The 21595-nt window shown below is 35.6% G+C and carries 20 protein-coding genes; 7 read left to right on the top strand and 13 right to left on the bottom strand.

All coding sequences use genetic code 11. The features are described from left to right. Positions 1-123: 123 nt before the first annotated feature. Positions 124-498, bottom strand: a complete 375-nt coding sequence (locus tag ACZ11_RS05400) for a branched-chain amino acid transport system II carrier protein (protein ID WP_082172683.1) — start codon at positions 496-498, stop codon at positions 124-126. Positions 499-513: 15 nt separating this feature from the next. Further along, positions 514-786 (bottom strand): proline racemase family protein, encoded by a 273-nt coding sequence (locus ACZ11_RS05395; protein ID WP_049664335.1) that lies wholly within the window; start codon positions 784-786, stop codon positions 514-516. A 312-nt stretch (positions 787-1098) separates the two neighbouring features. Here ACZ11_RS05395 and ACZ11_RS05390 point away from each other — a divergent pair, with 312 nt between their 5' ends. Continuing rightward, positions 1099-2073 carry a proline dehydrogenase family protein gene (locus ACZ11_RS05390; protein WP_049664334.1) on the top strand — a complete coding sequence of 325 codons (975 nt, stop codon included), beginning with the start codon at positions 1099-1101 and terminating at the stop codon, positions 2071-2073. Between the two features lie 34 nt (positions 2074-2107). Here the strand turns inward: ACZ11_RS05390 and ACZ11_RS05385 are convergent, their stop codons facing one another. Then, the gene (locus tag ACZ11_RS05385) at positions 2108-3442 is read right to left on the bottom strand and encodes a helix-turn-helix domain-containing protein (RefSeq protein ID WP_049664332.1); all 1335 of its coding nucleotides are present in this window, start codon (positions 3440-3442) and stop codon (positions 2108-2110) included. Positions 3443-3621: 179 nt separating this feature from the next. Here ACZ11_RS05385 and pruA point away from each other — a divergent pair, with 179 nt between their 5' ends. Next, the gene (gene pruA / locus ACZ11_RS05380) at positions 3622-5166 is read left to right on the top strand and encodes an L-glutamate gamma-semialdehyde dehydrogenase (protein ID WP_049664331.1); all 1545 of its coding nucleotides are present in this window, start codon (positions 3622-3624) and stop codon (positions 5164-5166) included. Between the two features lie 410 nt (positions 5167-5576). On the opposite strand, the gene ACZ11_RS05375 is transcribed toward pruA, so the two are convergent. The 5 genes from ACZ11_RS05375 to ACZ11_RS05355 all read right to left on the bottom strand — a co-directional run bounded on the left by ACZ11_RS05375 (position 5577) and on the right by ACZ11_RS05355 (position 10823). Further along, positions 5577-6023, bottom strand: coding sequence for a YfmQ family protein (locus ACZ11_RS05375; RefSeq protein WP_049664329.1), 447 nt, complete (start codon positions 6021-6023; stop codon positions 5577-5579). A 222-nt stretch (positions 6024-6245) separates the two neighbouring features. Further along, entirely contained in the window at positions 6246-7676 is a 1431-nt protein-coding gene (gene pdxR, locus ACZ11_RS05370) for a MocR-like pyridoxine biosynthesis transcription factor PdxR (RefSeq protein WP_049664328.1), read from the bottom strand. A 267-nt stretch (positions 7677-7943) separates the two neighbouring features. Then, complete coding sequence (locus tag ACZ11_RS05365; protein WP_049667065.1) at positions 7944-8735, bottom strand: putative hydro-lyase; 792 nt, start codon at positions 8733-8735, stop codon at positions 7944-7946. A 65-nt stretch (positions 8736-8800) separates the two neighbouring features. Then, positions 8801-10018, bottom strand: a complete 1218-nt coding sequence (locus ACZ11_RS05360) for an NRAMP family divalent metal transporter (protein ID WP_049667064.1) — start codon at positions 10016-10018, stop codon at positions 8801-8803. 40 nt (positions 10019-10058) lie between these two features. Beyond that, positions 10059-10823: a LamB/YcsF family protein gene (locus ACZ11_RS05355; protein WP_049664327.1), complete on the bottom strand. Its 765-nt coding sequence runs from the start codon at positions 10821-10823 to the stop codon at positions 10059-10061. 276 nt (positions 10824-11099) lie between these two features. Here ACZ11_RS05355 and pxpB point away from each other — a divergent pair, with 276 nt between their 5' ends. Then, positions 11100-11840 carry a 5-oxoprolinase subunit PxpB gene (gene pxpB / locus ACZ11_RS05350; RefSeq protein WP_049664325.1) on the top strand — a complete coding sequence of 247 codons (741 nt, stop codon included), beginning with the start codon at positions 11100-11102 and terminating at the stop codon, positions 11838-11840. Further along, the gene (locus ACZ11_RS05345) at positions 11831-12820 is read left to right on the top strand and encodes a 5-oxoprolinase subunit C family protein (RefSeq protein ID WP_049664324.1); all 990 of its coding nucleotides are present in this window, start codon (positions 11831-11833) and stop codon (positions 12818-12820) included. The genes pxpB and ACZ11_RS05345 overlap by 10 nt, the downstream gene beginning before the upstream one ends. 121 nt (positions 12821-12941) lie before the next feature. On the opposite strand, the gene ACZ11_RS05340 is transcribed toward ACZ11_RS05345, so the two are convergent. The 3 genes from ACZ11_RS05340 to ACZ11_RS05335 all read right to left on the bottom strand — a co-directional run bounded on the left by ACZ11_RS05340 (position 12942) and on the right by ACZ11_RS05335 (position 15526). Further along, positions 12942-13700: an IclR family transcriptional regulator gene (locus tag ACZ11_RS05340; protein ID WP_049664322.1), complete on the bottom strand. Its 759-nt coding sequence runs from the start codon at positions 13698-13700 to the stop codon at positions 12942-12944. Between the two features lie 90 nt (positions 13701-13790). Beyond that, positions 13791-13985: a hypothetical protein gene (locus tag ACZ11_RS25635; protein WP_161804437.1), complete on the bottom strand. Its 195-nt coding sequence runs from the start codon at positions 13983-13985 to the stop codon at positions 13791-13793. A 269-nt stretch (positions 13986-14254) separates the two neighbouring features. Then, positions 14255-15526: an MFS transporter gene (locus ACZ11_RS05335; protein ID WP_049664320.1), complete on the bottom strand. Its 1272-nt coding sequence runs from the start codon at positions 15524-15526 to the stop codon at positions 14255-14257. Positions 15527-15799: 273 nt separating this feature from the next. Here ACZ11_RS05335 and ACZ11_RS05330 point away from each other — a divergent pair, with 273 nt between their 5' ends. Continuing rightward, a complete protein-coding gene (locus ACZ11_RS05330) occupies positions 15800-16495 on the top strand; it encodes a VC0807 family protein (protein WP_049664319.1) in 696 nt (231 codons plus the stop codon). Positions 16496-16633: 138 nt separating this feature from the next. Here the strand turns inward: ACZ11_RS05330 and ACZ11_RS05325 are convergent, their stop codons facing one another. Then, positions 16634-17284 carry a hypothetical protein gene (locus ACZ11_RS05325; protein WP_049664316.1) on the bottom strand — a complete coding sequence of 217 codons (651 nt, stop codon included), beginning with the start codon at positions 17282-17284 and terminating at the stop codon, positions 16634-16636. Positions 17285-17427: 143 nt separating this feature from the next. Here ACZ11_RS05325 and ACZ11_RS05320 point away from each other — a divergent pair, with 143 nt between their 5' ends. Next, positions 17428-17889 carry a DUF4365 domain-containing protein gene (locus tag ACZ11_RS05320; protein WP_201778499.1) on the top strand — a complete coding sequence of 154 codons (462 nt, stop codon included), beginning with the start codon at positions 17428-17430 and terminating at the stop codon, positions 17887-17889. A gap of 545 nt (positions 17890-18434) precedes the next feature. Here ACZ11_RS05320 and ACZ11_RS05310 read toward each other — a convergent pair. Continuing rightward, complete coding sequence (locus tag ACZ11_RS05310; RefSeq protein ID WP_082172681.1) at positions 18435-19202, bottom strand: alpha/beta fold hydrolase; 768 nt, start codon at positions 19200-19202, stop codon at positions 18435-18437. A 216-nt stretch (positions 19203-19418) separates the two neighbouring features. On the opposite strand from ACZ11_RS05310, the gene ACZ11_RS05305 reads away from it, so the two are divergent. Beyond that, entirely contained in the window at positions 19419-21512 is a 2094-nt protein-coding gene (locus ACZ11_RS05305) for a hypothetical protein (protein WP_053093200.1), read from the top strand. The last annotated feature ends 83 nt before the right edge of the window (positions 21513-21595 follow it).

The following is a 21595-nucleotide window of genomic DNA, read 5'->3' as shown; positions in this document are numbered from 1 at the left end:
AAAAAAAAGTTCAAAATCCTCCCTCTAATTGTTTAAAAGTCACAATTAAAAATGTGACTTTTTAAAGTAAAAGGCACATTCAACAACATTTTAAATGCGAGTGTTATGATACAATTGTTTTACTTAATTTGATACACTTTTACTACTATGCACAACACTTTTATTGCTAAAAATATAGCCAATAATAGCACCTAACAGGCCTGTAATTATCCAACCTGCACCTGATGTGAATAATGGAATAAAGCCAAATGTAGAGTTAATTTGCTCTACCATAATATTAGCATCCTTTAATGCATCTAATATTGCTATAAGTGCAGTACCTATCATCGTGCCTACATATACACTTTGTGCACCGCCAAACCATTTTTCTGTAAAAATAAGGATGATCAAAGTAATAGAAATTGGATTTAAAAGCATTAATATTGGTGAAGACATCGATAACATCTTTGTTAAACCAAAGTTTGTAAATACAACACCTAGTAATGAGAAAACAAATATGAATTCTAGGTATAATCACACAATGACCATGCCAATAGTCCTTCGTCCACACATGTTCAAGTAAGAGCCAATATCACACTGTTTATTAATTGGCTCAACTAGAATAGAACCAAACATATCTTTGTGCCCACGAGGTTCATTCATTAGTAACTTTCGTAAATGGTCATAATTTTCCTTTACGAAGTTTTTCTTTTCCATCATTGTTTCGCCAACAATTTTTGGAAATCTATCTACAACAATACGTGTTGATTCCCCTACAGTATGTGTATCAATTGTTTTTAATTTCATACTTATAACTACTCATATAGTTCCCTCCCCCAAAATCTAAAAATACTTTTGAAGCAATAATAAAATATACAAAATATCAAATTTAACAAAAATTCTATTTAAAAAGACTATTCAAAAATAATCATTCGTTTGAAAAGTTTTTTTCGTCAAAAAATATTTTTACTTATTTTCAAGTGTGTAGAAATTCAGTAAACACAACAACCCATGACCTAAAAAAGCTTTGCAAAATAATTTTTTGAAATTTTACAGTTTTCTTTTTTTAGTGTTATAATCGCCAAGAAATTAAAATTCATTATTTTAGGAGGATTTTATATGGCATTACGTGACTTTTTTATCTACTTATCAGAGAACCAAATGCTTAATGGCGCAGCTCAAAGATATGGTTTACGAATGGGCGCACAAAGCGTTGTAGCAGGTACAACAATTCCAGAGGTCGTTCAAACGATTAAAGAATTAAACAAAGCAAACATTTCTTGTACAGTAGATAATCTTGGAGAATTCGTCTTTGAGAAATCCGCGGCAACAGCAGCGAAACAAAAGATTTTAGCCGTGATTCAAGCTATTCATGATGAACAATTGGATGCACATATTTCACTTAAGCCTTCACAGCTAGGTCAAGATATTGATATCGACTTTTGCTATGAAAATTTAAAAGAAATCTTGGCACTTGCACATAAGTACGATATTTTTGTGAATTTCGATATGGAAAACTACGCACGCCTTCATAGCTCATTTGACTTACTAGAAAAGCTACACCAAGAGTACGATAATGTGGGTACGGTTATTCAAGCTTACTTCTTTGAATCAGAGGAAAATATTGAGAAATACAAAAACTTCCGCCTTCGTATCGTAAAAGGGGCCTACAAGGAAAATGATAATGTGGCTTATCAATCAAAAGATGATATTGACCGCAATTATTTAAAACTAATCGAGCAACATTTGCTAAACGGTAAGTTCACATCAATTGCAACACATGACCACAATGTAATTAATCATGTGAAGCAATTTGTCAAAAAGCATAATATTCCGAATGATAAATTCGAATTCCAAATGTTGTATGGCTTCCGCAAAGATATGCAGTATAACTTAGCGAAAGAAGGCTATAACTTCTGTACATATTTACCATTCGGTAGTGATTGGTATGGTTATTTCATGCGTCGTCTAGCAGAGCGCCCTCAAAATCTAGCACTTGTTACAAAACAAGTGTTTAATAAAAAAACAAATACAGCCATCGGCCTAGGTGTTACAGCCTTTGCTCTTGGTCGACTATCTAAAAAAAGCAAATAATTCAACACTTAAACTCAATGAAAAAGCGAAAACATTATGAATCAATGTTTTCGCTCTTTTTATTGAGTTTATAGTTTTTAACACGATACTGTAAACTTTGTCGCCGTATGCCTAATGTAGCCGCAGTTTTCGAGATATTCCCTTGGTGAAAATCTAATGCTTTGGAAATATAATACTCTTCCACCTCTTTCATGTAGACATCAAGTGGTCGAATATCATTTGGATCTTTAATAATAAATAAATTCGCATTCTCTTCCATCCCATCATCATAAATCTGCTGGATTTTCCATCTAAAATAAGCCGGTAGTATATGTAAATCTATTACAGTTTCATTAGTCAAAAGGGAGGAAATTTCATCAAGTAACACTTCTAACTCCTTTAAATTTCCGGGCCAATCATATTTCAAAAAGATCTCCTCGACTTCTACCGATAACCCCTGAATGGATGAGCCAAAGCTATCACGATGGCGCTGGAAGTAATCATCAATAAACGGCATGATATCTTCTTTTCTCTCTCGTAATGGGGGTACATAAATCGTAATCCCTGAAAACAATCGATATAATTCCTTAGATAACATTTGTTCTTGAATTAAATCAATCGGGTCTTTGCCCACACTAGCAATTAGCATATGCTGATGATTCGAATGATTGTTAAACAATTCTACAATTTTTTTTTGCGCCGCTATGGATAAATACTCAATCCGTTCAGCGAAAAATGTAATATTTTCTTTTCCAGCAATGTTTTTTTCAAATTGCTTTAAAATGGTGTCTTCATCTCTGCGGCAAATCAATGTAATAAACAGATCGTTTTGCACCCTTAAATCATGATGAATTCCCTCAGCAATCATATCAATACCTGTACCCGATTCCCCTACTAACACAGCGGGCATTCGACTCAATGCCACAATCTTTGCTTTTTCAATAACATCTCGCATCACTTCTGATACTGCGGTAATAATATCAAAGGTTAGCGGAGCACCATATCTTCTTAATGGTTGGTACATCATATATTCAAGCTGTGTAATATCTCGTGCAAATTCCACAGCCCCTACTAAAGCTCCATCATAGTGCAATGGATAAATATTACTAATATAGGTGACTTCTTGATTTTTTTTATTCCAATACGTTTTTTTCACATTGGGGATTGGTGATTCAGAGCTTAAAACTTTAAAAATATCACTTTTCTCCGTTTCAAAATCGATAATTTCGAGTGCTCGCCTCTTCTCGAATTCATCTTCATTCACACCTTCTAATTCTCGCATTTTTTTATTATAGATTAGCAATTTGCCCTCTGTATCCACAACACAAATGCCCATATCCCCTTTTTCAATAACGTATTTATAAATATTTAATAAAATATGATTTTCCATCTGGTCCTCCTGTGTACTCCTACCCCCTATTTTATCATTATGTATGAAAGGTAAACACGAAAATTAAAAAATTGTGAAAATTATTGTTGATTAATGCCAAGCTATATTGCATTATAGAATTAATAATATTCCAAATAGTGCATAATCATTTGGCACTATTGTTCACAGGAGGAAACAATATGATTACATACAAACACGAACCATTCACAGATTTTACTCAAGAGGCAAATTACAACGCATATTTAGAAGCATTAAATAAAGTAGAGAGTTATTTAGGTCAAGACTACCCACTAATTATCGGTGGAGAACGTATTACTACAGAAGATAAAATCGTTTCATATAATCCGGCAAAGAAAACAGAAGTAATTGGCCGCGTATCAAAAGCAAACAAAGAACTAGCTGAAAAAGCAATGCAAGCTGCAGACGAAACATTCAAAACTTGGAAAAAAGTAGATCCAGCTATTCGTGCAGACGTACTATTCAAAGCAGCGGCGATTATCCGTCGTCGTAAACACGAGTTCTCTGCACTTTTAACAAAAGAAGCAGGTAAACCGTGGGCTGAAGCTGATGCAGATACTGCAGAAGCAATTGATTTCTTAGAATACTATGGTCGTCAAATGCTACGTATTAAAAACGGTCAACCTGTAGAAAGCCGTCCTGGTGAATATAACCGTTATGACTATATTCCACTAGGTATTGGTATTGTTATTTCACCATGGAACTTCCCATTCGCTATTATGGCAGGGACAACGGTTGCAGCTTTAGTAACAGGTAACACTGTATTATTAAAACCAGCTTCAACAACACCTGTAGTTGCTTATAAATTTATCGAAGTGTTAGAGCAAGCAGGTCTTCCAGCAGGTGCTGTGAACTTTGTACCAGGATCAGGTGCTGAAGTAGGTGACTACTTAGTTGATCATCCAAAAACACGCTTCATCAGCTTCACTGGATCTCGTGATGTAGGTTTACGTATTAACCAACGTGCATCTGTATTAAACGACGGTCAAATTTGGATTAAACGTGTTATCGCTGAAATGGGCGGTAAAGATACAATCGTTGTTGATAAAGAAGCAGACCTAGAGCTTGCGGCACAATCTATCGTAAAATCAGCATTTGGCTTCTCAGGTCAAAAATGTTCAGCATGTTCTCGTGCTGTTATTGTTGAAGATGTATATGACACAGTTGTTAATCGTGTAATTGAGCTTACTAACACGTTAACAGTTGGTGATCCATCAGACTTCAACAATTTCATGGCAACAGTTATTGACCAAGCGGCATTCAATAAAGTGACAGAGTACATTGAAATTGGTAAAGGAGAAGGTCGCCTTGTTGCAGGTGGTACAGCTGATGATTCAGTTGGTTACTTCGTTCAACCAACAGTATTTGCAGACGTAGAGCCTTCTGCGCGTGTTATGAAAGAAGAAATCTTTGGACCAGTTGTAGCTATTACAAAAGCTAAAGATTTCGATCAAGCAATTGATATTGCAAACGATACTGAATACGGTTTAACAGGTGCCGTTATTACAAATAATCGTATGAACCAAGAAAAAGCACGTGAAGATTTCCATGTAGGTAACTTATACTTCAACCGTGGCTGTACTGGTGCAATCGTAGGTTACCAACCATTCGGTGGCTTCAACATGTCAGGTACTGACTCAAAAGCAGGCGGTCCAGACTATTTACAATTACACATGCAAGCAAAAACAACTTCTGAGTTTTTATAAAACATAGAAATTATAACTGAAATAAAGTCTTGTTTATTTAGATAGATTATCATTAAACCCGAAGCGATTAAGCTTCGGGTTTTATATTGAAACAAACTCTAAACTACAAGAATACCTATTGACGTCAACCCAATTTGGCATATCCGGCACATGTCATCTGTCTCTTTAAAAAAAGAAATACACAACTTGCGATATGCCTCCGCATAATTGCGCCCTGAATCGACTTTTGGCCAACGTGATGAGTAGCAATATAATTCCGACTTTTTGGTCATAAAAAAATCCTCCATATTCAATTGAATTGGAAGATAATTGCGGTCCTAAAATCAAGTAATTTTCAGGGTAATAAAAAAGGGATTCTAAGTCAGTGAACGAAGCCTCGACCGAATCCCTAATATTTCGAAAACCTTTTTTCAATGGATTGCATTTGAAGTTAAAACGGTGAAATTTTGTAGATGTTCAGAACTAATACTATATGAAACAACCTTCTTCTTGTACTTCTTGACTACATCAACGCGATTGTCGTAACTAAAAACAAAGAAATTAACATCTTTTTTGCCTCTTTTTACGTTCATGATAAATGGAGTAACATTAGTCTCTGGCTGTAAAAATAATTTTTCATTACCTGGAAATATATAGTTTTTTTTCAAAAATGAAGATTTATTAAAATAGTCTGTAAATCTATTTTTTTCTTCCTCTTCTAAATTATTTCCATTAAAAGTTACCGTAACATCTTTTGAATCAAGTTTTTTATGAAGTTCAAATTTACTTACCACCCATGCCACAGCTATACTGGGAGGGCTCATTAACAATTTAATAATAGATCCAATCACTACCGTAATAATCAAACCTGTTGTCATACCATACCAACTCTTTCAAAAATTTTATCATTTTAATAGCAATTACTATTATATTACCTACATTGCACATTGTTTCGAAAAAAAATAGTAATTAAGCTATATCGATATTATATCATCCACCTCTCTATGATAAGGGATTTATATTTTTTATAACCATCCACTTGGATGCTTTTTTGACCATCCATTTATCTAAGGAATAAATATTTTTAACCATCCAATTGTCTATATACTATTAAGAGCTTCTGCAAACCTTTTGATTCCTTCATCTATTGAATCTTCATCTTCCTTTGCGAAAGTAAAACGAACAAAACCATCTTTGGATCCCAATGTAGAACCAGGAGCATAAATGACGCCTCTTTTAATGGATTCTTCAAGCAATTGTATTTCATTATAATTTTTTAGTATTTTACACCATATATGAATACCACCTTGAGGAATAGAATATTCCACCAGATTTTTTAAATAAGTATCAAGGCTTTTTATAATTTTATCTCTCCTTTTTTCTAATTCCTTAATTAAACTTTTTATATGAATATGAAAATTTTCTGATTCTAAAAAATCATTCGCTATCCATTGTGTATAGCTAGAATGACCGAAGTCGATTTGTTGTTTCGCATCGGATAATCTTTCAATAACCGATGTTGGGCCAATAATCCACCCTATTCTTAATCCTGATGCAACAATTTTGGACAAGGAACTAATGTATAATACGTTTCCATTTCTATCCATTGATTTAAGGGTAGAGATTTTCTCTCCTGAAAAGGCTGTTAAACTATAAGGATCATCTTCTACCACTGGAATTCCAAGCTTTGAGGAAATGTCTAAAATCGCCTCTTTTTTCTTTCTATTTAATGAGGAGCCCGTTGGATTTTGAAAATATGGATTTAAAAAAATCATTTTAATTCGGTGTTTTTTATATAATGACTGCAAATCTTCTGGGTTCATTCCATCCTTATCGACAGGTAAATAATGTACTTGTATACCTACCGATTTGAAAATTGGAAGATTATAATTGTAAGAAGGATCTTCTATTGCTATTGCATCTCCAGGCTTTAACAAACATTGTACAATTAAATGTAATGCTTGTTGCGCTCCTGATGTTATAAGTATTGAAGAAGGATTAGTTTCGATTCCCCGACTTTTTTTTACGTGTTTTGTAATGGTATTTCTAAGGATTTCATTCCCCTGTGGATGATCGTATCCTAGGCTTCCAATATAAGAACGTGTTGAAGTTATCTCGCTTAAAAATCTTTTTGGGAAAAGTTCTTCTGACAATTCACCGGAAGCTAAATTTATTAATGTATGTTCAACTGCTTCTTTTCTTATTTTTTGCGTTACAGGTTGACTAGGTAAAAAAGAACCCGCCTCAATATACCTATTCCAGCTAGGAATCCGTTTTTTTGTTAAACCCCATATATCTTTACTAATGGTAGTACCACTTCCTCTATTTCTTTCAATTAGCCCGATCGATTCTAATTCGTCATATGCATTAACGACAGTACTTCTATTTAAATTTAATGCACTAGCTAAATATCTCTCTGATGGCAATGGTTTATCAGCTGGAAAAGTACCATCAGCAATTCCCTTTTCAATATATTCTGCGAGTTGTTTATAGATAGCCTTTTTCGCTTTTCTATCAGGTTTCCAATCCATATATACTCACCTCATTATTTCCTTCAAATTGGCACTTTCTTCTTTTAGTAATGTTATTCCTGATAAAAGATTATATATTAATATTATTTCAATTGTAATTAACCATCCACTTCAATGTCATTTTAGCCATCCACTTAAAAAATCAAAGCTGGTGAAATTTTACACGTCGTAAAATTTCACCAGCTTTTTAGATTTCAGAAATTGGTTTTGTCACAACCTCATGACGTTTACATATGAAGAAAATAAATAGATGCCTTCGAACATACCTTAAAGTATGCTCAAACTTGTTTCCTTTATATCAGTGATTAGCATATGACCCGGTGCATGGGTAATTATAATAGAAGGTTTACTTTCCATTGCTACTGCCTGAGGGGTTACGCCACAAGCCCAAAATACTGGTACTTCCCCTGGCTTAATGGACACGGCATCACCGAAATCTGGTTTTGAAATATCCTTAATACCTATTTGTTCCGGACTACCAATATGAATTGGTGCACCGTGTACATTTGGGAAACGCGAAGTAATTTGGATTGCACGAATCGCATCCTCTGGTGTCATAGGGCGCATACTGACAACAGTTGGTCCTTCAAATACACCTGCTTTTTCACACGCGATATTTGTTTTATACATTGGTACATTACAGTTTTCTTGAATATGTCTTATTGGAATACCTGCTTCAAGAAGAGGTGTTTCAAATGTAAAGCTACACCCTATTAAAAAACCTACCATATCCTCTTCCCAATAATCTGTAATATCTAATACTTCTTCAGTTAAAATACCATCCCGATAAATACGATATTTTGGAATGTCCTTGCGAATATCTGCATTTTTAGCAATTTTTGAAGGTATAAATGATCCAGGTTCAGTCACGTCTAATAATGGGCATGGCTTTGGATTTCGCTGACAGAATAGTAGAAAGTCAAAGGCATGCTCCTTCTTCAAAATCACTAAATTTGCTTGTGTAAACCCAATCGACATGCCAGAAGTTGGTCCAGAAATTTCTTGATTGCGAATTAGTTTACGGATTTCATTCGGCTCTAAAGCACTATATGTTGTCATCATCAATTCACTCCTTATAAATTAACCATCCATGAAAAGATGCTCATGGATGGTTGGATGTTAGATTAACTAAAAATTTTTGGAATTTCTTCAATAAATGTATTAATGCTGAGATATCCCATAATAACAACTACAATTGCTCCAGTTACAGTTAACCAACGTGGATGCTTATATGTACCTACAATATCCTTTTTGTGTGCAGCGACTAACATAATGCCAAGTGATAATGGTAAAATCAGTGCATTTAATGCACCTACCAAAATTAACACATTAACAGGCTTTCCAACCAAGGCAAAAGTTGTTGTTGAAATGACGATGAATGCTATAATCACCCAATTATGATATTTCTCAATGCTAGGGTGGAATGAGCGAATAAATGAAACGGATGTATAAGCCGCACCTACAATAGAAGTAATCGCTGCAGCCCACATAATCATACCAAACATACGATAACCAATATTACCCGCGGCTAGTTGGAAAACAGATGCAGGTGGATTAGCAGGATCAATAACTAAACCTTTTGAAACAACTCCAAGTACCGCTAAAAATAAAGCAATACGCATTACGCCAGTAATCAAAATCCCTGTCACAGAGCTTTTTGTTACTTCTGGCAAGGATTCTTGTCCTTTGATGCCAGCGTCCAAAAGTCGGTGACCACCAGCAAAAGTAATGTAACCTCCAACTGATCCACCAACCAAAGTTACAATCGCAAACCAGCTAATTTCTTTAGGCCAAACGGTGTTCACAATCGCTTCTCCTACAGGGGGTGAAGTTTTAAAAGCAACGAATAGCATGAGTAGTATCATGACACCACCAGCAATTTGCGCAACCTTGTCCATTGCCTTCCCTGCTTCTTTATAGATAAATATGAAAATTGCAAAAAGTGCACTTACAATGGCACCCATAATTGGATCTACGCCAAGCATTGCATTTAACCCTAATCCAGCTCCAGCAACGTTACCAATATTGAATGCTAAACCACCTATAACAATCATCATTGCAAGGAGAACACCTAATCCAGGTAACACCTTATTGGCAATTTCTTGCCCTCGCAAGCCAGAAACAGCAATGATTCGCCAAACGTTTACCTGTGCGACAATATCTAGAATCAATGAAATTAAAATAACAAATCCAAAGCTAGCCGCTAATTGCTGTGTAAATACTGTCGTTTGTGTTAAAAAACCTGGTCCGATAGATGAGGTAGCCATTAAAAAGGCTGCTCCCATTAACACACTTTTACTTGCTGTTTTCTTAACAAATTTACCTTTTTTCTCTTGCTCGATTCCTACTTCACTAACTTCCGTTATTTTTGCTCCCATTGGATTACCCCTCCTTGATTGCACGCACTGATATTTGATGGTCTGCAAATCTTGAATGAATATATTTTGCAAACTCTACAGCATGTTCCCCGTCCCCATGAATACAAATAGTATTTGCTTGTAATGGAATTTCGATTTGCTGTTGTGACAGCACAATTCCCTCTTTTACCATTCTCACAACCTGATTCACAGCTTGTTCCTTTTCGGTAATCAACGCATCAGGTTGTTTACGAGATGTTAAAGAACCATCCTTCTGATAGGTACGATCTGCAAACACTTCATGCGCTGTTTGAAGCCCTACTTTTTCTCCGGCTTTTGTTAATTCACTACCTGAAAGACCGAATAACACAAGTGAAGGTGAAATATCATAAATGGCTTGTGCGATTGCCTCAGCAATCGCTGAATTTTTAGCAGCCATATTATAAAGTGCTCCATGTGGCTTAACATGCTGCATGGTTTCATTGTAAGTCGTTAGAAAACCTTGCAATGCTCCAACTTGATAAATAACCATGTCATAAGCTTCCTGTGGTGTGATATTCATCTCACGTCGCCCAAAGCCATTTAAATCCGGTAATCCTGGATGTGCTCCGATTTTCACACCATTAGCAATGGCTAGTTTAACTGTCTCTCGCATGACTGTTGGATCTCCAGCATGGAATCCACAAGCAATATTAGCAGAGGTTACATATTTTAAGATTTCTTCTTGCTCTCCAAGTCGATAACGACCAAAACTTTCCCCTAAATCACAGTTTAAATCAACTCGAAACATTTTCTTCCCCCGTTTTCTTCCCACTAAAGTAGTTATAATGAATACGTTTACAAATATTCTGTACCGATATTCGGAACTTAAGTTTTGAAATTTAAAAAAATCTTAACATATTTTATTATTGCTGAAAAGTGCAAATTTAAAATTTTGAGAAATAATATTTTTTTAAAAATTTTCATTTAAATTAGACTTGTTTTTGTTTATTGTATAAATATAATAAAAATAATCCGTTATTTAAAACTCACATACCGAATTACGAAACTTCAGGAGATGGTTTATATGGTGAACTTAAAAGAGAATGTACAGATAAGACCTTTGAGCGATTCTGCGCTAGTCATACATGTAGGTGAAGGAATCAGTGAGGCAATTCACAACAAAGTTAAAAATATATTGAATTTATTAGAGAGAAATCCATTTGAAGGATTCATCGAGGTTGTGCCTGCCTATAATAACTTGACAGTTTATTACAATCCGATTGAAGTATACTTTTCAAATATAGAAAAAGGAGGCGAAATGCCTTACGAAAAGGTGAAAGCAACAATTCTTTCTTTAATGAACCAATCTCATATAGTTGAAACAACGAAGGAACGTGTCGTAAAAATCCCTGTAGTATATGGTGGAGAAATGGGACCAGATCTAGAATTTGTAGCCTCTTATCATGGTTTAACACCTAATGAGGTCATTAAAATTCACTCTTCTGTAGAATATCTTGTGTACATGATAGGCTTTGCTCCAGGTTTTCCGTTTATGGGAGGAATGGACAGACAAATTGCAACACCTCGTAAAGAAACTCCACGGTTATCGATTACTCCGGGATCTGTTGGAATTGCGGGAAATCAAACAGGGATTTACCCATTAGAAACTCCAGGTGGATGGCAAATCATTGGACGAACACCTTCTCGTTTGTTTCTACCTGAACAATCTCCTCCAAGCTTATTACAACCGGGTGATCGAATTCAGTTTGTACCAATTTCGTTGGAAGAATATAAGAGTGATTGGGAGATGGAAACATGGGCATAAAGGTATTACAGCCAGGTATGCTGGCAACCATTCAAGACCTAGGAAGATATGGGTTACAAAAGTTTGGTGTTATCGTCGGAGGAGCAATGGATTCAATTTCCTTACGAATTGCGAATTTACTTGTTGGAAATTCTGAAGGAGAAGGCGCTCTTGAAGTGACACTTTATGGAACAACCCTTTTATTTGAAACTGATGAACTGATCGCCATTACAGGTGGCAATTTACAACCTACAATAGACGGAAAAGAAGCACCCATGTGGCGACCACTTTTTATTCAAAAAGGATCGGTTTTAAAATTTAATACTGCGATTAGTGGTTGCCGAGCCTACGTATCATTTAGTGGCGGAATTCAAGTGCCCAAAGTGATGAGCAGTAAAAGCACTTACATACGTGCAGGAATTGGAGGATTTCAAGGAAGAAAATTGCTGAAGAATGATGTCTTTGAATTAGATAGAAGATCAGAGTTAGGCGAGAATCTTTTTAAACAATTAAAAAAAGAACCAACTCCCCTTTCTTGGTCAGCTGATTACACATCCTTTGTTACATTTAAAAAAACGCAAACAATCCGCTTCATAAGAGGCTCTGAATATCAGCATTTCGATGAGGAGAGTTTAAAAACATTCCTTTCAACGCCTTACACCATCACAACACACTCAGATCGAATGGGCTATCGATTAGAAGGAGAGGCTATTCAATTAAAAGAGCCATTTGAATTATTATCCGAAGGGGTTACATTTGGAACGATTCAAGTGCCCCCCAATGGGAAACCTATTATTTTAATGGCAGATCGTCAAACAACTGGCGGATATCCTAAAATAGCTCAAGTGATATCTGCCGATTTACCATCATTAGCACAAATGCAAGCAAATGGTCGAGTCTATTTTAAAGAGGTCACTCTTGAAGAAGCTCAATTGGCATTAATACAGCAAGAAAGAAAACTAAAAGAATTAGCATTTGGGCTCCGTTTAAAAAGGTTATAGTAGCGTTAGAGGCTATTCAATCGTCCAAAATTCGAATATTTAGATAGTAATATTCTCCAAAAAGTTTGCAACTTCAGCGCAAAATGGGTAATCTCAAAAGACTTTTGAGACTACCCATTTTTTAAAGCTGTACATACCCCAATTGTTTTGAAATCTCTGCGGTAGCCTTCTTAAGTTTATCGACGAAAATTTCAACGTTTTCCCCTCGATAATTGCTTTCTAGTCCCGCAATACTCATTGCTGCAACGACGTCTCCTTTATGATCGTAAATCGGTGCTGCAACAGCAGATGTATAATCTTCTAATTCTGAATGACTGATTGTATAACCAAGTTCTCTAGCCTGCACAATCGTTTCAAAAAGCCTTTCCTTTTCAGTAATCGTCCCCATTGCAAATGATTTAAGTTCTACCGATTCGAGATATTCCTTTATGTCTGCATCCGGTAAAAAGGATAATACAGCACGAGGGCATGCCCCTGCATAAAGAGGACTTTTTCTACCAATTGCAGTGTAGAGTCGAACTTTTTGCTTCGTATCTATTTTCTCGATATAAACAGCATCATCACCATCACGAACGATTAAATTAATCGCTTCTTTTACATCATTATGTAACTCATTCATAATTGGTTCTGCAATTTTTCGCACATCTAGGCGCGTTGATACTAAATGTCCAAATTTAAGGAAGAGAATACCTAACCTATATTTTGCATCAGTTCCCTTTTCTAAAAATTCCATTTCCTCGAAAGATTTCAACATGCGGAAAGTAGAGGTTTTAGGGATTCCTGATAACTCAATTACTTCTTGAAATGACAGTTCAGTATGATCGATAAATAAATTTAAAATATCCATTGAACGGATAACCGTTTTATTATTATTTGTCAATTTAAGTTTTCTCCCCCTTCTATACTAGATTTAATCTAATCATAATTTTTCTTTTCTTAATTTATAATTATACCTAACATCTTACTATTTTTATATACCTTGGCTCTTCACCAAAACGTGTGATTGATTTCCGTTCCGGCTGGGCGCTTTGTTGTTGCTGTCGCTACGCTTTCGCACAGATAAAACATTTGCTGACGCTTCGCTTTCGCACAGAGCAAAGCTTCCTGGGGGCGTCCGATGAGCCGCTTTTATTGCTGCCGCTACGTTAGCACTACGCTTTCGCACAGAAAACATCCGCTTCGCTGCAGGGTCTCGGGCCAACACGATGTTGGTCACGAAGGCGTTATCACAGGACGTGATGATTTTAGCCTTCGTTCCTCTATTCGCTAATCCCCAAGGAGTCGCCCAGCCTCCACTACAATCAACTTATATACAAGGTATACGTTTAACAAATGTCATCCACAACTTTTGGGGATGAGCCTATACCCTGCAAATCAGGTTAGTAAAGGCAAAAAAAACAGGAGCAAAGAACGGTTGCTTTGCATCCATGCTCTTTACCCCTGCTTGTTATTCTTATTTACACTCTGACGTTTTTCCTTAAATAAAATCACTCCAATCAAACCAACGATGGAGAAGATAACTGGCGTGATGAAACCATAGTAATACCCATCAAATAGATTACCTGAAGTTGATTGAAAATGATCTAATATATATCCAAAAATGATAGGTAGCAATACAGCACTTAGAAAGCCGCCCGTATTCGCAATCCCTGAAACAATTCCTGATTCTTCAAGTTTAAAAGATTGACGTACAGCTGCAAATGTTAATGCACTTGCCCCATATCCAAAGCCAATGATAAAGAAAATAATAATTAGAAAGAAAAAGGAAGGATGACCATTACATAAAAGAAAAGAAAACCACCCTAATAAAACAATGATATGAACGACAATATACGGTTTTTTAATTGTTTCTAACCGACTTGAAATCCAACTAGCTAGAGGTGCTCCAATAAGTGCACCGATAAGACCGATCATAATCAGTTGGCTGGCATCTGAACGAGTCATTTCATACATATTCATCCCATAAGGTACTGCCCACGAACTGATAAACCCTACATAACCACCGACTACCCCAAAATGGCAAAAGAATAGTGCCCATGCTTGCGGATTTGAAAAAATTCTTCTTAGTAAAACTGATGTTTTTTCACGTTGCACTACTGCTGTATCAACTACTTGCACATCCCCAAAAATTTGTTTTGTTTTTTTTACAAGTACAAAATAAAGGAGAATGCCACATAAACATAAGAGTAGTCCTACTGAGAAAAATGTTACCCTCCAACCATATAAAAGTATCCACGTGGAGTAAGGTACTGTCGCCAATAAGAAACCAAGACTTCCCGTCATGCCCGCCAGGCCAATTAATCGAACAAATTCCTTTGTATGAAACCATTGAGCCAAAATTAGCACCATGTTAACCCATATGGTTGCATCCCCTACCCCAGTTAGTATTCTGGCAAAAAACAGGACAAATTCATGTGTACCCATACTATAAACAATTGTCCCTAAACCTGTAAGAGTAGCTCCAATAATTAGAAAAAAATTTGGCCCAAATCGATCCGCTAAAATCCCCATCGGAATTTGCAAACTCGTGTAGACAAAAAATTGTATACTCGTCAATAACCCAATCGTTGATGCTGTTACATTAAAATCTCGCATCAATTGGTCTGTAATCAGTCCTGGGGCGGTACGCTGACTCGCCATTAACAAATAAGTAAATAATACAGAAACAAATACAACCCATCTATATCTGCTATTTTGTTTGTCCAATGATTTCTACTCCTATTAGTTTTTACTATATATATATGAATTACAGGTGACGTTAAAAACCTTTTATTCAAAGTAGTTTTATGATTTGAATTTGGTTGAAAATACTATTTGTAAATGTAGTATACTAGAATTAAACGTCTGATTATTCAGTCATTAAAAACGTAGCAATTTAGTTTAAGAAAAATGTTTAGCCTGTTCAACTATTGGGCAAAATAAGTAGTTTAAACCTCTACAAATATAAAAGGTGCAAGCTGAATAGAGCCGGAGGGGAAAATGGTGAAAAAACAACGTTCAAGCAAAATATTAATTTTATTCGAGATGATTTTTTATGCAATATTACCTTATGTTATATGGAATTTTGGTAGAGAGCCTTTAGGTGATTATACAGCAATGCTGATTTCAACTATTCCTGGAATTATTTATACCATTTACCGCTTTATTTTAGATAAGCAATTTAACATTACGGGCTTATTAATTTTAAGCTCACTAGCACTAGGTACGACGGTTGATTTGCTATCAGGTTCAGCAGAGCAAATGATTTGGAATGGTGTATATCTAAGTCTCCTTTATACATTTCTTTATATTGTTGCGCTAATGATTAAGCGTCCTCTTTCTTTATATTTTGCTGTTGATTTTGTATATTTGCAAGGTTATGCACGAATGGACAGCAGAGCATTATTTTTTCAAAAAGGAATCTTTAAATGGTTTCAATTTATTCAGGTAATTTTTATCATCAGAGGACTTTTTATGGCAGGGTTAACAGTATACCTACTCCAAAAATACGGAATTGATGGTTATGGCGGCATGTTGATATATAAACAAATCGCAGGGTGGGCTTTCTCGATTTTCCTTATAGGCATGTTCTTTTATATAAATGTCCCAGTACGAAACTTTTTTGCTAAGCAACAAAATCAAGTACAAGACAACAATAATCTAGCTCTCCAACAATCAAACGCAACTGTGGAATAAGCTTCATTTTCTGCTAACAAGGATAGTTTAATAAGGATTGGACTTGTGCTTATAAAAAAATCTCTTACACAAGTCCATTTGTTTTGCTCCCTCAATCTCTCCCGTAGCTCCATCCTATCTAAACTTCCATTAAGTTTTTTAAAGCTTAATTGAATTAGTGATTCTTTTATTATTTTGTAACGGTACATAGTCTTCATCAAAACAAATATACCAGTAGCCAGAGTCATCCTGATTACATATAGCATTTCTCACTTCATTCAAACCTTGTGGAGTAAAGGTATACGCATAAACTCGTTCTAAATCCACATTCCTATCATAATAGCGATAGATCATTAGACAATTAGACTGTTGAATCATATTTTTTTGAAGAATTAAGTCGTTTAAATAATCAATTCTGACTGCTGATTCTATGTACTGTATCCCAATGACATTATGTGGAATATAGCTTTCTTCTGTATCAGAAAAGAGTTTTTCAATTGTCTCAACATCTTTATTACTAATAAATTCTCTTTCTAAATGTAATGCAAGGTATAAAAAGTTTTCATCATCAATTCTGGCATCCCACTTCCACCATGATAAGTCCATTGGTCGGGAACGTCCCTTTGTTTTATCAAACTTTGAATCCTCTATAAATGCATCAAAACCCAACATTTCTCCCAAATTAGCAAAATAATCAATTTCACTTTTTGTAAACATTGAACGATTATGTAATTTAGATAAATTCAATTTCCTGTAATTCCGAACATAGCCTTCAAAAAATTGCATAAGGCTAAAGTAATACTTTTCCATAGTTGCCTCCTTCTCTGTAAAAGCTCTTAGTAACGTAATTTCCAAATTAATCTACTACTATTTTATCACCACATGTTATTATTTGGTATATAGATACCAACAATATGAACACTTGCAAATCAGAACAACTCGGAGGAAGAATTTTGCCAAATACTAATTGGACACAACTTAAACCCCAACAATTGGGGAGATATGCAGAATATTATACAAAAATGGAGTTTGCCTCACATGGATGCGATGTTTATACTTCGGAAGTGGATGACCACGGAATAGATTTTGTAGTGAAAGATAAGAATAACCGCTTCTGTGAGATACAAGTGAAATCTCTAAGAGGTACAGGCTACGTGTTTATGCAAAAAAGCAAATTTGATATAACAAATAAAAATCTTTATCTCGCTTTACTGATATTTGAAGTTGGAAAACTACCAGATATTTTTCTTATTCCATCTCAAGCATGGGAAGTACCGAATGAAATATTTGTTGATAGAAATTATGACAAACCTGGACAAAAAAGCTTTCCAGAGTACGGAGTAAACATTTCTAAAAGAAACTACTCGATACTCGAAATTTTTAAATTTGAAGATTCAATTCAAGATTTTTTATAAAAAAGTACATATGAATTTAAACTTTGTACAATTATTACAACCATAATAAAAATAACCCCATATCTTACTTTGCATTAGGCATGCTTAACAATTACCTCATTCTCAAACTTAAAAAAGATAAAATCAACTTCTACTTCAAAGAGTCCCGACTTTTTAGTCAAAAAAAAATTCTCTATTCAAGAATTGATTGGTGGATGATTCTGGTCTCATAATAAAATCACAAGAGTACAAAAAAGGGATAAAGCCATCCAGAAGCCCTGACCGTATCCCTAATTACTCTTAGACCCTTATCCCTAAAGGCCAGAGACCTCCTTTTCAGACGTCCCAGGAGGGATTTGAACCCCGACCGACGGCTCTTTGAAGGCCGTTGCTCTATCCATCTGAACTACTGCTGCTGCGTTTAGATACTCCTAGAATGTAAATCCTAGGGACATCCGATATCCGCTGATCCCCAAGTAGTTGCCCTCACTCATCCTACCTTTTGGCAATGCGACCTTTTAGAGAGAATCGTCAAAGTGATCGAAGATTCCTTCTTGCACTATGCACTAATTGATAACCTCCCCATCTGGTAATTTACCATCCTTAATCCACTCTTCTACAAAACGGTTAAAGAACTCAGGGTTCGCTAATGAGACACCGTGGCCGATGTTCGATAGCGCAACACCTTGACAATTAGAATTACTATTCACAAGTTGGATCGCAGATTTTTTCATGTTACTCTTCTCTTTTTCACCGACAGTTACTAAAATGTTACATTGGGCCTTAGAAAAATCATGCGGGATTGTAAAAGACATATTTTCTTGCAATATTTTAATAAGGGTATCTAATTTTATCTTTGAACTATCTTGATAATATTGCTCAAAATATTCTTGATCTACATATAATGTTTTAGCTTGAAGCTTGGCGAATGATTTATTTTTTATTAGGGGAAAAGATAATTTTATCAACGGTCTAATCCATTTTTCTGCAATTGGGGAAGGTGTCACTAAAGCACTGTTGATGATGGCATTATCTATTAATTGCGGTTTTAGACTAACCATTTGAATAGCAATTTGTGCTCCTAATGAAAATCCTACTACTATGACACGTTTATTTTCTGCTTTTTCTTCTATTAAAGATAGAAGCTTTTTTGCACTATCTTCAATTGAAAAATCAGAGGTATTATTAGCCTCGTTATCTATTAATTCTGGTACAACGCAATGATAATCGGAAAAGTATTGGACTTGTTTATCCCACATCCATCCTCCAACACCACCCCCATGAATCAACAGTATGAATGGCTTCTGTAGATCACCATACTCCTTATAATGCATTACTATACCTTCTTTCTTCGTTCTTGTATTTCTCAGGAAATAATTAGATTATTCTTACACTTCGTTCACTGTATTTATTTTACTATTTATAGTGTCATATTTATAGTTTCTTCAGCATATATAATACTCGAAACACATTTTGCATTTTTTGAAGCACTGTGACTCTTGGGATTGAGGAAGAAAGACAAAAAAATAATAAACATGGAGGTAATAAAGATGGAGCAAAGCAAAACTACCGAATCAAAAGAATTATTAAAAGCCATTAACCCTTCCAGTTTAGGAGAATTTCCCCTCTCACCAATTAGCGGTTTATATGCAAGGGGTGAACAGCAAATCAAAGAGGAACTTCGCCTCGACGTAGACGGACTCTACCCTCAAATGGTAGCAAGCGGAACTATTATTTCAAACATGTCTTCTACTATTCATTGGATTGCTAAGTTAACAGCTAATGGTCCAGATACTTGGACAGGCAATATTCGAAATAAATACCTAGACGAAATACAATCATTTCCTTATACAAATGTAAAAATACAGGTAACACGCGGTTCATTGCCTGAACAGCATACTGCCGAAGTCGAGTTTCTTATCGGAGGGGAGACAGACAGAACTAGCAAGTTTCAGTTTCAATCTCCTTACTTCCACCCTGTGGAATTTGAATTTGATGCTGAAGAAGGTACAACGCCAGTTACAACCTATCAAACGCACACTCATCCAGACAAGCCCACATCTTTGCCGGATGAAACTCTATCAATCTCAGAGGTTTTTAAACGAACTGGGTTTGATGTGAAAATATCAGAAGGTAATAATATTGTTTCCAAAGACTATACAGGAACTGATAAAAAGTGGAACACTCAAGAAATGCATGATGCCATGCAGGTATATTGGTCACACTTCGATAATAAGCCCCAATGGTCCATGTGGACATTCTTTGCAAATTCGGAAGCTGAAGAAGGCCATGGTCTTGGCGGTATTATGTTTGATAGTATAGGTCCGAATCATCGTCAAGGGACAGCCATTTTTAATAATTCATTTATTTCTGATCCACCTAAAGGTGACTCCTCCCCAGAAGCTTGGGTACAGCGATATCGTTTTTGGTGTACTTGCCATGAGATGGGACATGCTTTCAATCTCCTGCACTCTTGGCAAAAACACTTAGGTCATCCTTGGGAACCGTTGGATCGCCCTCTTACTCCAGAACCAAAGGCTCTAAGCTTTATGAATTATCCTTACAAATATGATAGCAACCAACAGGAGTTCTTTAAAAACTTTGAGTATCGTTTTAGTGACCAAGAGCTTTTGTTTTTGCGACACGCACCTGAGCGCTTCGTACAAATGGGTAATGCTGACTGGGCTGTTGACCATGGGTTTGAACAACCGATCATTTCTATTCACCCTTCTTTTAATCTTGAATTGAGAGTTAACCGTAAAACACCTATATTCCAATGGTTAGAACCTACTGTTATAGAAGTCAAACTAACGAATACTTCAAATCAACCTCAGTTAATAAATAAGTATATATTGTCCGATTTAGATGGAATGTCTGTAATTGTCAAAAAAGATGGCAAACAAGGGCGTCGTTTACTACCTTATGTTCAATATTTAAGGAACCTCGAGAACAAGGTACTTATGCCTGGAGAATCACTGTATGAAACCATTTTCGCTTCCGTAGGGAAAAATGGCTGGTTAATTGATGATCCAGGATTCTATAACATTCAAGTAGCCCTACAAATAAACGGCAATAACATCGTATCTAACAACTTAAGGCTACGAGTTTTACCACCAACTGGATACGATCAAGAATTCCTTGCTCAAGATTATTTCTCTGAAGAAGTGGGCCGTATCCTTGCATTTGACGGCAGCCGTTTTTTTGAAAAAGGGAACGATATCCTTCGTGAGGTAACGGAAAAACTTAGTGATCATGCTGTTGCTCTTCATGCTCATATCGCTCTTGCTAAACCATTAGCGTTCGATTATCAATTCCTTGACTTCAAAGAGGACTCAGATACAAGAGGTAAAATCAAAATAATACCTGCCCAACCAGATGAGGCACGTAAACAATTTACTTCTGCTTTAACTGCGCACAAACAAATAGCAGCTAAAACACTTTCCAACATAGATTATCATCAATATATGGTAACCTATAGTGAATTTCTAAGTAACCAAGCAGAAAACAAGGAAGCTGCTGAGGTACAAAAAGTCCTTTATCAAACTCTGTCTGAACGTAATGTTTTAGACAGTGTATTACAAAAAATCAAAAATCGCAGTGAAACCTATGGACAAAAGGAAAATGAATCTTTTACAAACACATAAAACTTCTACCTTAATAAGTTAAAACACTACTCATAGTTAAATTACATGCCTTAAATCTATTCCAACTACAAAGAAAACCGTCA

This window comes from Lysinibacillus xylanilyticus, from assembly GCF_001183605.1.
In the GTDB taxonomy this organism is placed as follows: domain Bacteria; phylum Bacillota; class Bacilli; order Bacillales_A; family Planococcaceae; genus Lysinibacillus; species Lysinibacillus xylanilyticus.
This window is presented reverse-complemented; position numbering and strand designations above follow the sequence as displayed.

What these genes read in the sequence shown, in the direction of transcription:
- ACZ11_RS05395 (WP_049664335.1), bottom strand. Translation starts at nt 786, where the DNA reads ATGAAATTAAAAACAATTGATACACATACTGTAGGGGAATCAACACGT.
- ACZ11_RS05385 (WP_049664332.1), bottom strand. Translation starts at nt 3,442, where the DNA reads ATGGAAAATCATATTTTATTAAATATTTATAAATACGTTATTGAAAAA.
- ACZ11_RS05305 (WP_053093200.1), top strand. Translation starts at nt 19,419, where the DNA reads ATGGAGCAAAGCAAAACTACCGAATCAAAAGAATTATTAAAAGCCATT.
- ACZ11_RS05365 (WP_049667065.1), bottom strand. Translation starts at nt 8,735, where the DNA reads ATGACAACATATAGTGCTTTAGAGCCGAATGAAATCCGTAAACTAATT.
- ACZ11_RS05375 (WP_049664329.1), bottom strand. Translation starts at nt 6,023, where the DNA reads ATGACAACAGGTTTGATTATTACGGTAGTGATTGGATCTATTATTAAA.
- pdxR (WP_049664328.1), bottom strand. Translation starts at nt 7,676, where the DNA reads ATGGATTGGAAACCTGATAGAAAAGCGAAAAAGGCTATCTATAAACAA.
- pxpB (WP_049664325.1), top strand. Translation starts at nt 11,100, where the DNA reads ATGGTGAACTTAAAAGAGAATGTACAGATAAGACCTTTGAGCGATTCT.
- ACZ11_RS05390 (WP_049664334.1), top strand. Translation starts at nt 1,099, where the DNA reads ATGGCATTACGTGACTTTTTTATCTACTTATCAGAGAACCAAATGCTT.
- ACZ11_RS05330 (WP_049664319.1), top strand. Translation starts at nt 15,800, where the DNA reads ATGGTGAAAAAACAACGTTCAAGCAAAATATTAATTTTATTCGAGATG.
- ACZ11_RS05310 (WP_082172681.1), bottom strand. Translation starts at nt 19,202, where the DNA reads ATGCATTATAAGGAGTATGGTGATCTACAGAAGCCATTCATACTGTTG.
- ACZ11_RS05325 (WP_049664316.1), bottom strand. Translation starts at nt 17,284, where the DNA reads ATGGAAAAGTATTACTTTAGCCTTATGCAATTTTTTGAAGGCTATGTT.
- pruA (WP_049664331.1), top strand. Translation starts at nt 3,622, where the DNA reads ATGATTACATACAAACACGAACCATTCACAGATTTTACTCAAGAGGCA.
- ACZ11_RS05345 (WP_049664324.1), top strand. Translation starts at nt 11,831, where the DNA reads ATGGGCATAAAGGTATTACAGCCAGGTATGCTGGCAACCATTCAAGAC.
- ACZ11_RS05355 (WP_049664327.1), bottom strand. Translation starts at nt 10,823, where the DNA reads ATGTTTCGAGTTGATTTAAACTGTGATTTAGGGGAAAGTTTTGGTCGT.